The following is a 17,393-nucleotide window of genomic DNA, read 5'->3' on the forward strand; positions in this document are numbered from 1 at the left end:
TTTACTGAGATAATTTTTATAAAGACTATGCGACTATTAGTAATTTTAGAACTATCTAGCAGATATTAGATAATCCAATTATCTAAAAAAGTTAAAGTTGCACGACACGCGAATATCAGGCGATTCTAAAGCTGTATTTTACGATATGCGAGATCTGATCGCGCTATATCTATCTACTTATTCATGCCATTTAGTCGAAGTAACGCATCGATGCGTGGTGCACGCCCACGGAAAGCTTTAAACGAATCTATTGCAGAGCGGCTACCTCCAACCTCAAGTATCTGCGCGCGGTAGCGTGCTCCTGTCTCAGGATCGATTGCACTACCGCGCGCACTGGCTGCCTCTTCGAACGCAGCATAGGCATCAGCTGATAGAACCTCGGCCCATTTATAGCTATAGTAACCTGCTGCATAACCACCCGAAAAAACATGGTTAAACATATTTGGCCATCGCGAAAATGGCGCCTGGGGCACTACATGCCAGCTATCATTCACCTGCTGGGCCAGCATACTAATACTCAATTCACCATTGGGATCGTATGTCGTGTGCAATAGCATATCGAACCTCGAGAGAACGATTTGATGAAGTGTGGTAAGTCCGCTTTGGAAGTTACGTGCTGCAAGCATTTTTCTGAACAGCTGATAGGGTAATGGCTCTTTTGTATCTACGTGTGAAGTCATCCCAGTTAGTACATCCCACTCCCAACAGAAGTTTTCCATGAGCTGCGATGGTAGTTCGACCGCATCCCATTCCACGCCATTCGCGCCAGACGCGCCTAACTCGTCGATTTGCGTTAGCATATGATGCAGTCCATGGCCGAACTCATGAAATAAGATAATGACTTCATCGTGCGTGAGGCAAGATGGTTTACCACTGAGCGGCGCTGAGAAGTTACACATCAAATAGGCGATAGGAGTTTGCAGTGTGCCGTCAGAGCGACGATAGCGGGAACGCCCAGTATCCATCCATGCACCACTGTGCTTTCCGTCACGGGCATGTAGATCGAGATAGAACTGAGCGAGCAATGTACCGTCATGATTTTCGACTCGGAAAAACTGAGTATCTGGATGCCACTTTTCTGCCTCACTGGGTTTAATTAGCACATGGAAAAGAGCTTCAGTAATGCGAAATAAGCCTTGCAGTACACTAGTTTCCGGGAAATATTGCTTGACTTCTCTTTCAGAGAAAGCATAATGTTTTTGCCGAAGCTTTTCAGACGCGTAAGTAATATCCGATGCCTCAAGCTTTTTAAGTCTAAGCTCGTCGCTCGCGAACGCCTGTAACTGAGCCCATTCTTTTTCTGCATATGGCCGCGCGTGGAGCGCTAGATTATCAAGAAACGCTGTAACCTGTTCCGGCGAGTCAGCCATCTTCGGCTCAAGCGACACTTGCGCAAAATTTTGATAGCCAAGCATCACCGCTTCTTCCGCACGTAGCTTTAGCTGCTTAATCATGTTCACCGTATTATCCCACCGCAATTTTCCACTACCGTAGCAGTCTGGCCAGAGTTCTGAGGCGCGTGTCATGGATGCGTAATACATTGCCTCGCGTATTGGGCGATATTCTGCGTATTGTAGTACTGGAAAGTATGAGGGAAAGTGCAGTGTAAATTTCCAACCTGGTTTTCCATCTTTTTGAGCGGCCTGTTTTGCTGCGACGATCACATCCTCAGGTAAACCCGAAAGCTGTGAGTTGTCCGTTACAAAGTACGCATATGCGTTCGTCGCATCGAGCACATGATCGGAAAACGCCTTAGATAGCTCAGCCTGCTGCTTACGTAATTCTATAAATCGTGATTTTCTATGTTCTAGTAGTTCGACACCAGATAGACGGAAAGTGCGTAGCACGTTTTCAAGAATTCTTTTACGTATATTGCTTAACTGCGCATACTCGCTACCATCTACAATAGCTTTGTATTTTTCGTACAATACAATATTCTGGCCAAGATTAGCCCAGAATTCGGTTACGCGCGGCAGGTTTTTCGCGTGTGCTGCACGGAGTGCTGGCGTGTCGGCAACAGAATTCAGATGGCAAATCAAGCCCCATACGCGTGATAGCGGCTCTGTAGCTGCTTCAACTGATTTAAACACTGCCTCCCAAGTGTTTGGCGTCTGCGGCAAACTAGCATGTAGTACAGCATCATTTGCAGATTCAAGCAGCACGTCAAGTGCTGTAGTCACATGCTTAGCCTGAATTGATGTAAAACGAGGCAGCTCTTCTAAATCCAGAAACGGATTAGGAGTAACTGTTTGAGCCATAATGTTTCCGTTATATCTTGAAGGGTGGCGGCCTAATAAAATATAGGAGTTGATCTGCTAAGTTCAGCATAAGCGAGCCTATTATCCGGCAGCACGATTAGCGGCTTCGATTGTGTTCAATAGTAACATCGTTATCGTCATTGGACCAACACCGCCAGGTACCGGCGTGATGTAACCGGCAACCTTTCGAACGCTAGCAAAATCTACATCGCCACACAATTTACCATCGTCGTCTCGATTTATACCGATATCAATAACAGTCGCACCAGGCTTAATCATATTAGCTGTAACTAAATTGCGTTTGCCCGTCGCTGTGATGATAATATCCGCGATACGTGTATGTGCCGCTAAATCTTGCGTCTTCCGGCCACATATTGTCACGGTTGCATCAGATTGAACTAGCATCATCGCCATTGGCTTTCCAACAATATTTGAGCGACCGATTACTACCGCATGAGCACCGGCCAGAGGAATATTTTTCCATTCTAACATTTTCAGAACGCCCGATGGCGTACAAGGCCGAAACAGTGGCTTACCAGTTATTAATGCAGAGACATTAGCGACATGAAAACCGTCGACGTCTTTTTCGGGCGCTATTGTTTCAATAATCTTATACGTATTTATATGTGGCGGGAGTGGTAGTTGGACTAAGATCCCATGGATCTGAGGATCGCGGTTTAACACTGTGATTCGCGCGAGAAGATCGGCTTCTGTAAGCTCATTTGTATAGCGGTCATAGACCGAATATAATCCATTATTGTCGCATGCCTTAATTTTATTGCGTACGTAGATTTGACTAGCCGCGTTGTCGCCAACTAATAGAACAGCTAACCCAGGCCGGTGACCTCGTGCTGTAAGTGCTGCAGTACGTTGCGCTACTGTGGCACGCAGCTGTTTCGAAAGAAGAAGACCATCGATGATTCTAGCTGTCATAGCGAGTATTAGATTAATTTATCGAGGCGTAAAGCAATAGACAGCGCATACAAAATTTAGCTTACACAGAAAATGATTGCACGTAGCTTAGAAAGCTTAATTATACGATCACAGACTACTTATTTCGTTTGTACATATGTTGCTTCTGTTCGCTAATATTCGTATTAAGATTAAGTGCGATTAGTCTATCTTAGTCTATCGTTGTGTTCACTTTACTTATTCATAATCACCCACTATACATTTTAAAGACTATCCTAATCCAGGATACTAAGATCAGTCTTAGAAAGACGATGACGTAGCAACCTGCCTTTATATGATTTATTTTTATTTAAGCACATCTTTTTTATGTACTCAGTTAACTGAGTAGCTTGACTGCATCGCATAATTTTTGTTAGAAAATATAGAATTTTGTTATTGACAAATTTATTAATACATCTCTTAGTCAATAATTTTAATATTTTAATTTAAACTCTCATCTATTATCTATGACTTGAGGTAGTTTATCGCTCAGTGCGCACATGTTTTGGCAGGCAACTAACGACTACTTATAAATATCGAGAAACTCTTGAATAACTATTTAGTGATTAGGGGCGCTTAATAATAAACGTTATCATTAGAGCAGCTAATATTACTATGGGGTTTTCATAATCGTTACAACAGTTTTCTGTTATCTGACACAATATAAACATGAAATCTGCACACCTAATTAACCGTGTTAGGTGTGTATTAATCATAATCTAGGTTAATTTTAATCGATTCTAGGAGTGCTTAATTTATCTAGGAGACTTGTTCTGATTTATTGTGGAACTGCTCTAACAACTAGCAGCCTTCATCGAAGACTTATGGATTAATAAATTCTCGGATACAGATTTTGAATCACCCTAACACGCATTACTGAAAGACTTTTTGAAAGGTTTTCGACTAGCAGCCCAAATTTTTGGATTCGAATAGCTAATCCGATCTGTATATTCGTAATGAAGTTGTCTCTCTTACTTTTTATAAAGTATAATTTTTTATTGCCAGTTTAATCTCCATTTTTATCCTGCGCTATAAGATAGTTATGAGAATAAAATTTATAAAGCCCGAGGGTTAATCACTGATTATATTACCCGACAATCTAATATTTAGGTGCTTTATACTTCAATCTAGCGCGAGTTTTAACGGCACGTTGACAGCGCTAATTAGAAAGCTGGCACTGCGGTGTCAACTGAGTTAATTCATGCCCAGAAGACGTATTACATGTAGAGCTCTCTAATCTTAGGTAGTCACGCCGGAGATACCTAATAGATGTTGACAATAGCGTCTAGAAAACAGTAGATTAGTCTAGGTTATCTCTAGAATCGAGCGACTGTTTAAGCATAGAGCACATCGGAAAAGTTCGCACTAGTTTTAGCTTAGCTACCAAGATATACTTGGTTAAGTTTAGCAAAATAAGCCGTTAACACATTTATCTCATCTCATCTAACACTTAAAGCTTTTGATCGGGGGGGGATCTATAGAGTTGTACACAAAATATTAACTATCCTTACAGTGTACCCGAAAATAGAAGCCTAATGATAAGGGGAGCTCTAATTCAGAGTATCTCAATTGAGAGTAAGCAAATTAATTAGTACAAAGTTTTCTATCATTCGTAGAAATTTTTTGCGTAGTGCACTATACCCTACGATCTTCTATCGCGCTTTTAAGCCTATAGGCTTTATAATATAACACAGGATAGGCCGGTAATAGCTATACTAGCTTATTGTTTAGAGAGTTCATCACCGCGATCAGTGTATACATTCCCTGCCTAGAGTTTATCGAGTTTGGCAGAAAGTTAAAAATGAGCATTTATTCAGTAACTGCAGGCGGGTAGATATCATAGATGGCTTGCAGTAATTTTAGATTTAATTATGAATCGGATACTTTTAGCCTGGCTCGGCTGACCTATCTTGATTGAGCCTAACTGACACAGAGAACAAGCGGCTATTTTTCTAGAAATTCACGCTTTCTAGAAATTCACGTCTCCAGAAGATCTATTTTATGGTGTAACGTATTTGCTCAACTTATTATAAGACGTCAATAATCGAATCTACCTAAATGAAGTCCGTTATTGAGTGAGGAAGGGCGAATCGAATCATATAATCGCACGTTATTCTTGCTTGGCAAGAATTTCGAGCTAGTTCATGTAAATAACTGGATAGTTAAGATCACATCATAATAACTATCCAGAAGGTTCTTTCGCCGCTATAACAGGCAATAATATGCTTCTTAAGCCTGGACTCTACTGTTCTTCCAACACAGCAGCACAATGCAGCCCGTTTTCTTGATTTTATTGTTTATGCTAATTTAGATCTTAAAAAATTAGGCTTATCATAATTATTTGAGCTACATAAAAAAGTAGGAGTTAAATCACTTGGAGTTATAGCGTGCTCTATACTCTACGCGGCTTAAAAAGCCGTTTAGTTAACATGAAAAGAGTGTGAGAAAGCATTAAAAGCGTAAAGCAATCAGTTTCCAGAAATTCTACGATAGAAATAGGCTGGATACTAAATTTTAGGGTTATATCTCATCTATTTTCAGGTAATGAGAAATCATCTCTTATATGAGAATTTTGTTGCACGGGCTTAGGCCGGGTCTTTACAATTCTTTGCAAAGACCCGGCCAGGATGTGGTAGCTGGTCGCCTTATTGTCATACGTTCCCTATATCAGGACTAGGAGACACCCATGTCCGTTGTACCCGAGGAAGTAATAAAGTATGTCGCCGCCGAGAAAGATAATGACCCACAAGAAACAGTCGAATGGCTCGAAGCTCTGGATGGTGTTCTATCAGCTGTAGGACCTGAACGCGCGCATTATTTGATTGAGAAGCAGATTGAATTTGCACGCGTTCATGGAGAACACTTACCATTCTCTAAAAATACGCCATACATCAATACGATTCCGGTATTAGAACAGGCCAGGAATCCTGGAGATCAAGATATTGAGCATCAGATTCGCTCATATACACGCTGGAATGCTCTAGCAATGGTGCTGCGCGCTAGTAAGAATACAAACGTTGGTGGGCACATTGCATCTTTCGCGTCGGCTGCTACGCTCTATGATGTCGGGTATAACCATTTTTGGCGTGCGCCGAGCGCACAACATGGTGGCGACTTAGTATTTGTTCAGGGACATTCATCGCCGGGAATTTATTCACGCGCATTCCTGCTAGGACGACTTACCGAAGAGCAACTAGATAACTTCCGACAGGAAGTAGGGGGTAAAGGGATTTCATCGTACCCGCACCCGTGGTTGATGCCGGATTTCTGGCAGTTCCCGACAGTATCAATGGGCTTAGGTCCCATCATGGCAATCTACCAGGCGCGTTTCATGCGCTACCTCGAAGCGCGTGGAATTGTGAAGACCTCGGGCCGTAAGGTTTGGGCTTTTCTAGGCGATGGTGAGACAGATGAGCCAGAATCACTCGGCGCGATTGGTATAGCCGGCCGTGAAAAGCTGGACAATCTTGTGTTCGTGATCAACTGTAACCTGCAGAGACTAGATGGACCAGTTCGAGGAAACGGCAAAATTATCCAGGAGTTAGAATCCGAATTTCGGGGTGCGGGCTGGAATGTGATCAAGGTGATTTGGGGCAGTCGCTGGGATTCGCTATTTGCGCGAGATAAGACGGGCGTATTAATGCGTCGGATGATGGAAGTAGTCGATGGCGAATACCAGACATACAAATCGGAGTCCGGTGCCTACGTGCGCGAGCATTTCTTCAACGTACCGGAACTTAAGGCTCTAGTAGCAGATTGGTCGGATGATGACATCTGGAACTTAAATCGAGGCGGGCACGATCCACATAAGATTTACGCTGCATTTCACGCGGCACAACATAATCTTGGACAGCCGACTGTTATCTTAGCAAAGACGATAAAAGGCTACGGGATGGGTCAGGCTGGGCAAGCGATGAATATTACTCATCAGCAAAAAAAAATGCAGGTAGACCAACTTAAAAAGTTCCGAGATCAGTTCGGCTTGCCAATCTCAGACGATAAAATCGAGGAGATACCTTACCTTAAGTTCGAGAAAGATTCAAAAAATATTGAGTATATGCGTCAGCACCGCCTAGCGCTTGGCGGATATTTGCCACAGCGAAGGATGAAAGCCGATGTGTCTTTAGATGTACCGCCACTGTCCGCATTTGGGGCGATGCTCAATGGAAGCGGCGCAGGACGCAAAATTTCGACTACGATGGCGTTCGTGCGGATCTTAAACATTCTCCTAAAGGAGAAGTCGCTCGGTAAACGAATCGTTCCGATTGTGCCCGACGAATCGCGAACCTTCGGTATGGAGGGGTTATTCAGACAAATTGGCATCTGGAATCAAGAGGGGCAAAAATACGTTCCGGAAGACTCTGATCAGTTAATGTTCTATAAGGAATCAATAACTGGACAGATTCTTCAGGAAGGCATAAACGAAGCAGGCGGTATTTGCGATTGGATTGCAGCGGCAACATCATACTCGACGCATAATGAGATTATGGTGCCGTTTTACATCTTTTACTCGATGTTTGGATTCCAACGCATTGGTGATTTAGCTTGGGCCGCCGGAGATATGCGATCGCGCGGTTTTTTGCTGGGTGGTACCGCTGGACGCACGACGCTTAATGGAGAGGGATTGCAGCATGAGGACGGGCATTCGCTATTGTGGGCGTCGTCAATTCCTAATTGCATCAGTTATGACCCGACATTTAGCTATGAGCTTGCGGTGATTATACAAGATGGTTTGCGGCGCATGCTACAGGAGCAGCAGGATGTATTTTATTACTTAACGGTAATGAACGAGAACTACGAGCATCCAAGTATGCCTGAAGGTGAGGATGTCGTGCAACACATCCTTAAGGGCATGTACTTATTGCGAAAAGCTGATACAGATCAAAATGCTCCGCGAGTGCAATTACTTGGTTCCGGTACAATTCTAAATGAAGTAATTGCTTCAGCTGAGTTATTAAAGAATGATTGGGGTATATCCGCCGATCTCTGGAGTGTGCCGAGTTTCATTGAACTAGCTCGCGAAGGGCATGCGGTGGAGCGCCAGAACCTACTTAATCCGCTTGCAGAACCTAAGCTATCGCATGTGCAAAACTTACTGAAGAATACGCGAGGACCTGTAATCGCGTCTACAGACTATGTACGCTCGCTAGCTGAGCAAATTCGCGCATTTGTACCACGTCGCTATATAGTGCTTGGCACCGATGGCTTTGGTCGTTCTGATACGCGTGAAAATCTACGTCATTTTTTCGAAGTCGATCGCTATTGGGTTACCGTAGCCGCGCTATACGCGTTGGCTGACGAAGACACAAATAACTACAAACTAGTAGCGCAAGCGCTTCAGAAATATCGTCTTGATCCAGCTAAACCGAATCCAATAACTGTCTAACGCTATTTTCCACGTCGCACAAATATCTTGCCTACCCTATATGCGACGGCGATGGTTTCCAGTCGAAAAAATGTAGCTGTTGGAGACAAATAAATGAGTGAAGCGATCGAAGTAAAGGTGCCGGATATCGGCGATTATAAGAACGTACCTGTAATAGAAGTTTTAGTTAAACCAGGTGATATCGTCGAGCTAGAGCAATCGCTAATCACGCTCGAGTCAGATAAAGCTACGATAGATGTGCCGAGCCCGGCTACTGGCATAGTAAAAATATTAAAAGTTAATGTTGGTGACATGGTGTCAGAAGGTGCGCTGATTGTTATTCTAGAGAGCACTGATAGTGAGCCTCATAAATCAGATACGGTGTCCAGATTGGCTCAAAAGCGCTTAGACTTGCCGACTGCGCCAATGGCAGCGCCAAAGATTCAAATGGCCCAAGAACACTATACTAGTCATGCGAGCCCGTCAGTACGTAAGTTTGCAAGAGAGCTTGGTATTGAGATAGAGCACGTACCTGGAACGCGCTCGAAGGGCAGGATCGCACGTGAGGATGTAACTGCCTATGTAAAAGATATGATGCATAAACAGCGCGGTGTATCTGTGAGCTCAACCACCATATCAAACGATACAGAATTAGATCTACTACCCTGGCCGAAGATCGATTTTGCTAAGTTTGGCCCAGTACAGTCCAAGTCATTGTCTAGGATCAAGAAGATCTCTGGGGCGAATCTGCATCGTAACTGGGTCAGGATACCGCACGTGACGAACAATGACGAGGCCGATATTACCGATCTCGAAACGTTTCGCGTACAACTAAATAGAGAAAACGAGAAAACAGGGATCAAGGTAACAATACTCGCTTTCGTAATTAGGGCAGTCGTCGCTGCGCTGAAAAAATTACCAACTTTTAACGCTAGTTTAGATGGAGATAATCTGATATTTAAACAATATTTGAATATCGGTTTTGCAGCTGATACACCGAACGGACTAATTGTACCAGTGCTTAAGAATGCTGAGAAAAAAGGAGTATTTGACATCGCGAAAGAAACTGCGGAGTTAGCGAAACTAGCTCGTGAGGGTAAGCTAAATGCGGACCAGATACAGGGGGGATCTATCTCAATCTCGTCGCTCGGAGGAATAGGCGGAACGCATTTTACACCGATCATTAATGCGCCAGAAGTAGCGATCCTTGGTCTTTCTAGGAGTACTTATAAGCCTGTTTGGAATGGAAATCAATTTGTCCCGCGCTTGATGTTACCGCTCTCATTGTCGTATGACCATCGCGTAATTGACGGCGCAGAAGCCGCACGATTCAACGCATACTTGAGTGAAATCCTCGCAGATTTCCGCCGCGTGACGGTATAACTAGGCATTATTAACCCGTTACACAAATAAGAAAAGAGGGGCGGAATGAGTCTTATTGAAATTAAAGTTCCTAATATTGGCGATTTTAAAGATCTCAGCGTGATTGAGGTATCTGTCCACCCTGGAGATACCCTTAATAAGGGACAGTCACTGTTAACACTAGAAAGCGACAAAGCGACTATAGAGCTGCCAAGCGACTATAACGGCACTGTGGAAGAGGTCAAAGTTATAGCTGGTGATAACGTATCTCAAGGTACCGTAATTGCAGTTATAGAGGTTGTGAATCAAAAAAGATCTGCTGATGATAAACGCAGCACAGCACGATCAGCGGCTGTAACTTATCTTGATAACGATAGCATCAAGTGTGATGTACTGGTTCTTGGTGCCGGCCCGGGTGGTTACTCAGCTGCGTTTAGGGCCGCCGATCTTGGCTTAAAAACCGTACTTGTTGAGCGTTATTCAACATTAGGCGGCGTTTGTCTAAACGTCGGATGCATTCCGTCAAAAGCATTACTGCATATTGCCGCCGTCGTTGAAGAGGCAGTAGCACTAGCAGTACATGGGATTATGCTCGGTAAACCTCAAATCGATTTGGCTAAGCTACGCGAGTTTAAGAATAGCGTAGTACGTAAACTTACGACCGGCCTTGCTGGTATGGTCAAAGCGCGAAACGTACAAGTAGTAACTGGAGTTGGTAAGTTCGTCGAGCCCTACCGCCTCCAGGTGTGTACTGAGGGTGGTAAGCAGATGGTATGGTTCAAAAAGGCAATCATTGCCGCTGGATCCCGGGCCGTACAATTGCCGTTCTTGCCAGATGATGCCCGTATCATTGATTCTGCTGGAGCATTAGAGTTACCTAAAATCGCGAAGCGGATGCTAGTGATAGGTGGCGGAATTATCGGACTTGAAATGGCTACAATATATTCGACGCTCGGTGCGAGTATTGACGTGGTTGAGATGCTCAACGGCTTAATGCAGGGTGCGGATCGGGATCTTGTTAAAGTATGGGAAAAGTTCAACGCAAAACGCTTCAAAAATATAATGCTAAAAACGAGGCTCACTGCCGCTGAAGCTAAACCGGATGGTATCTATGTGAGTTTCGAAGGTGAGCATGCACCACTAGGTCCCCAACCCTATGACTTAGTGCTCGTCGCAGTCGGGCGTAGCCCGAACGGAAAGCGTATCGGCGCTGAGCATGCCGGTGTTTCAGTGAATGAGTGCGGTTTTATCGATGTCGATAAGCAGATGCGTACCAACATGCCGGATATTTATGCGATAGGTGATATTGTAGGGCAGCCAATGCTAGCGCACAAAGCCGTTCATGAAGGGCATGTAGCAGCAGAGGCTGCTGCTGGAGAAAAATCTCACTTTGATGCTCTTCAGATTCCTTCAGTAGCATATACCGATCCCGAGATTGCATGGGCTGGGAAAACAGAGTTGCAACTAAAAGTCGAAGGCGTCGAATATGGTAAGGCTGTGTTTCCGTGGGCTGTCTCTGGGCGCGCGATTGCAAATGGTCGAGACGAGGGCTTCACGAAGCTTCTATTTAATAAGAAGACCCATCGCGTGATTGGCGGCGGTATAGTTGGGATCAATTCAGGTGATCTGATTAGCGAGATTTGCTTAGCTATAGAAATGGGCGCAGATGCGACAGATATCGGCAGAACTATTCATCCGCACCCGACGCTTAGTGAATCAGTTGGGATGGCTGCAGAACTATATAAAGGCATCTGCACTGATCTACCACCGCAGCGCAAAAAGTAGTACCAGATCCTTACTACTGCGCAGCGCCCGTAGTTATGGTCGCTCATGCATTCGCTAGAAGTTAGCCAGACGATAGTATTACATCATAAATGTGTAGGACATAGCTGAAAATACCATGTATAGGTTTTTCAGACCTGCCATGGAATTAGTAAGAAAAATATATTTTTCTTACATTAGTGCATTCTGATCTCAAGCTAGTTTTTATTAGCATCGCCCGATAGCTGGCGAGTTTTCCTAAGACTTAGAGTATAAGTAGTAAGATTATTTATCTTTGAGGTAACTTTTTGAAAGAAAGATTATTTTCCACTAGATTTAGCACTATGCTCTAATTAAACAAATTTATCTTGTATTGGCAATATGCGCTTATACGGATAATAGATAGTCTCATATAGCAGAATCTGCTTTGCGCCAGCCTACGGCTGGCCGTTATTTTATATAACTTATCTAGTATTAAGTTTTATCCTTACTATAGGTTTGATTTAAAAATTTCTTTTAACTGATTTAGTTTTTAAATGAAACTATAATTGTAAATCTCTCTACATAGGTAGAAAGTATAAAGCTTATAAAGAATTAACTATGCTACGGCTATTCTAAGTTTAGTTTTTTCTTAAGAGAGTTTCAGCGCAATTATGCGGCACTCTATTCTAGGTCTGTTTTTAGCGCATTAACTATTTACAATAACAATAAGTATTATATGTTAAGTGAGTAAAGCATGGTTATATTTTATATGTAACTTTAGCTATGCTAAAGTCTAGCTGTCTGGTTATACCATCTAACGCAGGTAGATATTACGATAACGTGGGTACCCCCCGTTATTAATTGCTGGTAACTCAGCATCTACCTGAATAACGAAATTTGTAGGGTTGTCTCAAGAGCCTTAAGGCTAAAATCAGTGCATACTATGGCGCTACTAGTACTTGTATTGTTTGGTTGAGTATCTCCGATCGGGGTGAAGTTAATTTCTGCATGGTTTACTGAGGTGCAATTCTATCGCATTAGAAACCCCAATTTTCTATTGTAAGGGACGCTTATAATAATACAAATTAATACTTTCTACTCGGTTGGGAGATCGTTGTAATTATTGTACAAGAATTTATTAACCGCTTCTTATGAGGTCGCACACAAGGAATTTAGTACCCCACGATATATATTTTCTTATAATGTTTAGCGGATTAATACTATAGGAATTTCTACAGAAATAGACGTTATATAACTCTTCCCTGGATAGAAAGTGTCTTACGACACGGATCGATCCTGGAGACTTCTGAGAAGAGACGCGAAGATAGCTGATTATCATAGATAACTAATCAGTGCTTGAAAAAATACATGAAGAGCATATCAGCGAAATACTAGCTATTTCATAGCTAAGTAAATTAACTGACCCACAGCACTTCTCTAGGAGTCTTTTCTTGAGGTCTATTGCGTAATAGCCTACTCCTATCCTAACTCAAATCAAAGTTTTCCTGATCTATATGTTAATACTAAGAACGGGCATGAAAATTATAGGTTATCAGTAGGTAGAGAATTGCCGTATGAATGATACTAGCAAAATAGTCTGATCTGTAATTAGGCAAGCGAGCCGCACTAGCTAAGCCTATAAAGTCAAGAAAAATTTAAGGAGGAGGTTAACACGCCGATAGCGAAATAGCTAGGTTCTCAAGATGGTTAGTACTCGCAATGATAATTATGCTTAGTAGTATCAGTATGCAGCATGAGCATTAATTCTCGCGTAGAATTTCGGCCCTTTGAGTATTCAAATTAATGAAAACTATTTCTCTACTTTTCGTTTGCCTTGGCAACATTTGCCGTTCTCCAACCGCCGAAGCAGTAATGCGCGCCAAGGTACACGCAGCCGGGCTAACTAAAAGAATTTACCTAGACTCAGCTGGAACTGGAGACTGGTATGTAGGTGCTGCACCTGATCCTCGCGCATGCCGTGCGGCAATATCTCGAGGTTATACATTAGATGCATTACGCGTTCGTCAGGTCAGAGCTAGCGATTTTTTACGTTTTGATTTATTACTTCCAATGGATTATGACAATGATGCTGAGCTTCGACGCTATTGTCCATTAGATCATAGACATAAGATCCAGCTGTTAATGAAATTTGCATGCCGTCACGATACCAATGTAGTGAATGATCCTTATTTCGGTGATCATAAGGCTTTCGATCGTGTTCTTGATGAAATCGAGGACGCCTGCGATGGTTTGCTCACGAAGTTACGGCATCACTATGCGATCTAAGTGACGCCAAAATACACATACCTATAGCAGCATATGTTTCCGCAAGAACGCTGTACCTTTCTTACTATGTCACAGTTGGAAATACTTGACTAAAATGCTAGGATATTTATCCTTTATGAAAATGGCACAGGTACTCTACACTATGAGACTTACTACAAAAGGCCGATTTGCCGTTACAGCGATGATTGATCTAGCTCTTTGCAAAGAGCAGCGTCCTGTGACGCTTTCTGGCATTAGCCAGCGGCAGCAAGTCTCGCTGTCTTATTTAGAACAGCTATTTGGAAAGCTGCGGCAGCATGAGATTGTCGAGTCGGTACGCGGACCAGGCGGAGGCTACAATCTTGCACGCCGTGCGGATAAGGTGACTGTAGCCGATATTGTTATGGCTGTTAACGAGCAACTAGACACGACGCGATGTGGTGGTAAGGGCGCGTGCGAAGGAGCTAATCAGCTAAATGGCTATTGTATGACACATAAACTGTGGTCAACATTGAACCAGAAGATAGTCGAGTATCTAGATTCCGTATCGCTACAAAACTTAGTTGACCAACAGCACTTATGAGAAAGTACGTCGCTAGAACATCTCGATTAGCCGGGCGAGTCGAGAGAGACAGGATGTAGTTTACATTAGGATAAAAAGACGGAATTCTACGTTCAATATCGCTTAGTTCTGAGTAGATAACAACGCAATACATATATCGGAAGCAGACACCAACTTGCGGAGCCTCCTACATGAAAACCCCCTCTTTCCCCCTGCCAATCTACATGGACTACAGCGCGACGACGCCAATTGATCCGCGCGTAGCAGATAAGATGATTCCTTATCTGCGCGATAAATTTGGTAATCCGGCTTCGCGTAGCCATGCGTACGGCTGGGAAGCCGAACGTGCAGTTGAGCAGGCGCGCAGGCAGGTAGCCGCTGTAATAAATGCTGATCCTCGCGAGATTATCTGGACGTCCGGTGCGACCGAGTCTAACAATCTAGCGTTGAAGGGCGCGGCAAATTTTTATCGTAGTAAGGGTGAGCATATCGTCACCGTGAAGACAGAGCATAAAGCCGTTCTTGACACTACACGCGAACTAGAGCGGCAAGGTTTCGAGGTGACATATCTTGATGTCTGCGAGAACGGTCTGCTTGATCTAGAAACATTCAGCGCAACATTGCGCCCGAACACCATTCTTGTATCTGTGATGTATGTAAATAACGAGATTGGCGTGATTCACGATATAGAAGCAATTGGTGATATTTGCCGGAGAAAAGGGATCGTATTTCACGTTGATGCCGCACAGGCGACTGGTAAGGTAGAAATCAACTTACAGAAGTTAAAAGTAGACTTAATGTCATTTTCTGCGCACAAGATATATGGTCCAAAGGGAATTGGTGCGCTGTATATTCGACGCAAGCCGCGCGTGCGGATTGAGGGACAAATGCACGGTGGCGGCCACGAGCGGGGTATGCGCTCTGGTACGCTCGCCACACATCAGATTGTTGGCATGGGTGAGGCATTCCGACTAACCTGTGAGGAAATGTCTAGCGAGAATGAGCGAGTGAGGATGCTACGAGACCATTTGCTTAAAGGCTTGCTGCAGATTGATGAGGTATACGTAAATGGTGACATGGATGCACGCGTGGCACATAACCTGAATGTAAGTTTCAATTTCGTTGAGGGCGAATCTCTAATTATGGCCCTCAAGGATGTTGCCGTATCGTCTGGTTCTGCCTGCACTTCTGCATCGCTTGAGCCCTCATACGTGCTACGAGCGCTAGGGCGTAACGACGAGCTAGCGCACAGCTCTATTCGCTTCACAGTAGGTCGCTTCACTCGTATACAGGAAGTCGACTACGTAATCGAGTTGTTAAATAACAAAATCGCGAAACTGCGTGAGCTTTCTCCACTATGGGAAATGCACCAGGAAGGAATTGACCTATCGACAGTCAAATGGGCTACGCATTGAGCTATTTTTTAAATTCCCTGTAAATATTAGCTAGGAGTACTGTGATGTCATATAGCGATAAAGTTTTAGATCATTACGAAAACCCACGCAACGTTGGATCCTTTTCAAAAGACGACTCCGCGGTTGGTACAGGTATGGTCGGTGCTCCTGCATGTGGTGATGTAATGAAGTTACAGATCCGAGTTGGCATAGATGGAATTATTAAGGACGCAAAGTTTAAAACTTATGGTTGCGGGTCTGCGATTGCGTCTAGTTCGCTTCTAACAGAGTGGGTCAAAGGTAAGACACTAGATCAGGCGCTCTTAATTAAGAATACACAGATCGCTGAAGAATTAGCGCTACCGCCAGTCAAGATTCACTGCTCTATCCTAGCGGAAGACGCGATTAAGGCAGCGGTGGCCGATTATAAGAAGCAATGTATAACACCTCATGAATCTGTTATATAGAACTAGAAGAGTAAGCAGCCTAGCAGAGACAAATTTAAAATGGCCGGCCGGATTAGGAAATAATAATGGCAATCACTTTGACGGGAAAGGCTGCTCAGCACGCACAAGAATACTTGATGCGCAGAGGAAAAGGCATTGGCCTACGGCTCGGCGTAAGTACAACTGGCTGTTCTGGCTTAGCGTATAAACTAGAGTATGTCGACGAGTTAGATTCTCGAGATATAGTCTTTGAAAGTCATGGCATTAAGGTTTTCGTTGACCGAAAGAGTCTATCGTATATTGACGGTACAGAACTAGATTTTGTGCGCGAAGGGTTGAATGAAGGCTTCCAGTTTAATAACCCCAATATGAAGGATGCATGCGGATGTGGTGCGTCTTTCCGTGTTTGAGTTGTCATGTAGCCTTTAGTGCTATCAGCGTATGTCCTTAGCGCTATTGAGTAATGTATCACTAGTTATAAATTTTTGACCATGTTGTCCCTAACTCAGAACCACTTTGAATTCTTCCAGTTACCCGAGCGCTTCGGGTTAGATGCACATGCTCTCGCACATGCCTATCGCTCTATACAAGCGCAAGTTCATCCAGATCGTTTCGCTTCAGCTGACTATGCGCAAAAGTGCATAGCAACACAATGGGCAACGCGTGTGAATGAGGTTTATCAGACACTAAAGTCGCCGCTACGACGTGCAACCTATTTATTGCATCTGCGTGGTATAGAAGTTGGTGCAGAAAATAATACCGTGATGGAGCCTACATTTCTAATACACCAAATAGAATGGCGTGAGAAGATCGAACATGCTGCTGCCGCATCTAATAACAACGCGCTTCAGACACTGCTATATGAGTTAAGGAATGAAGAATCAGAGCGTCTAGTATGGCTTGGAGAATTTCTCGATTCTGATGCGAACCAGCTAGCAGCCGAATTAGTACGACAGTTGATGTTCATAGAGCGGGTTATATACGAAATCGATATTCAGATAGAAAAAATAGAGCTGGTGCAAAGCCAGCTGCCCAATACTTAATGTG

The 17,393-nt window shown here is 43.6% G+C and carries 9 protein-coding genes and 3 pseudogenes; 10 read left to right on the forward strand and 2 right to left on the reverse strand.

Annotated features, from left to right (window positions below):
• Window positions 1-173: 173 nt before the first annotated feature.
• Window positions 174-2,258: a M3 family metallopeptidase gene (locus K0T93_RS01530; RefSeq protein ID WP_225721642.1), complete on the reverse strand. Its 2,085-nt coding sequence runs from the start codon at window positions 2,256-2,258 to the stop codon at window positions 174-176.
• A gap of 81 nt (window positions 2,259-2,339) precedes the next feature.
• Window positions 2,340-3,191 (reverse strand): bifunctional methylenetetrahydrofolate dehydrogenase/methenyltetrahydrofolate cyclohydrolase FolD, encoded by an 852-nt coding sequence (folD, locus tag K0T93_RS01535; protein WP_225721643.1) that lies wholly within the window; start codon window positions 3,189-3,191, stop codon window positions 2,340-2,342.
• Window positions 3,192-5,895: 2,704 nt separating this feature from the next.
• Between folD and aceE the strand changes: the two genes are divergently transcribed.
• The 10 genes and pseudogenes from aceE to hscB all read left to right on the forward strand — a co-directional run bounded on the left by aceE (window position 5,896) and on the right by hscB (window position 17,389).
• Entirely contained in the window at window positions 5,896-8,595 is a 2,700-nt protein-coding gene (gene aceE / locus K0T93_RS01540; protein WP_225721644.1) for a pyruvate dehydrogenase (acetyl-transferring), homodimeric type, read from the forward strand.
• 93 nt (window positions 8,596-8,688) lie between these two features.
• Window positions 8,689-9,957 (forward strand): dihydrolipoyllysine-residue acetyltransferase, encoded by a 1,269-nt coding sequence (gene aceF, locus K0T93_RS01545; protein WP_225721645.1) that lies wholly within the window; start codon window positions 8,689-8,691, stop codon window positions 9,955-9,957.
• Between the two features lie 45 nt (window positions 9,958-10,002).
• A pseudogene (locus K0T93_RS04505) lies at window positions 10,003-10,233 on the forward strand (biotin/lipoyl-containing protein); the annotation flags it as partial.
• 81 nt (window positions 10,234-10,314) lie between these two features.
• Window positions 10,315-11,721: pseudogene (gene lpdA, locus K0T93_RS01550) on the forward strand (dihydrolipoyl dehydrogenase); the annotation flags it as partial.
• 1,761 nt (window positions 11,722-13,482) lie between these two features.
• Complete coding sequence (locus K0T93_RS01555; protein WP_225721647.1) at window positions 13,483-13,965, forward strand: low molecular weight protein-tyrosine-phosphatase; 483 nt, start codon at window positions 13,483-13,485, stop codon at window positions 13,963-13,965.
• Between the two features lie 142 nt (window positions 13,966-14,107).
• Window positions 14,108-14,518: pseudogene (locus K0T93_RS01560) on the forward strand (Rrf2 family transcriptional regulator); the annotation flags it as partial.
• Between the two features lie 179 nt (window positions 14,519-14,697).
• Entirely contained in the window at window positions 14,698-15,921 is a 1,224-nt protein-coding gene (locus tag K0T93_RS01565; protein WP_225721648.1) for an IscS subfamily cysteine desulfurase, read from the forward strand.
• A gap of 44 nt (window positions 15,922-15,965) precedes the next feature.
• The gene (iscU, locus tag K0T93_RS01570; protein ID WP_225721649.1) at window positions 15,966-16,367 is read left to right on the forward strand and encodes a Fe-S cluster assembly scaffold IscU; all 402 of its coding nucleotides are present in this window, start codon (window positions 15,966-15,968) and stop codon (window positions 16,365-16,367) included.
• A gap of 65 nt (window positions 16,368-16,432) precedes the next feature.
• A complete protein-coding gene (gene iscA / locus K0T93_RS01575; protein ID WP_225721650.1) occupies window positions 16,433-16,756 on the forward strand; it encodes an iron-sulfur cluster assembly protein IscA in 324 nt (107 codons plus the stop codon).
• Window positions 16,757-16,837: 81 nt separating this feature from the next.
• Window positions 16,838-17,389, forward strand: coding sequence for a Fe-S protein assembly co-chaperone HscB (gene hscB / locus K0T93_RS01580; protein ID WP_225721651.1), 552 nt, complete (start codon window positions 16,838-16,840; stop codon window positions 17,387-17,389).
• The last annotated feature ends 4 nt before the right edge of the window (window positions 17,390-17,393 follow it).

The organism is Candidatus Vallotiella sp. (ex Adelges kitamiensis) (assembly GCF_020342435.1).
Classification (GTDB): domain Bacteria; phylum Pseudomonadota; class Gammaproteobacteria; order Burkholderiales; family Burkholderiaceae; genus Mycetohabitans.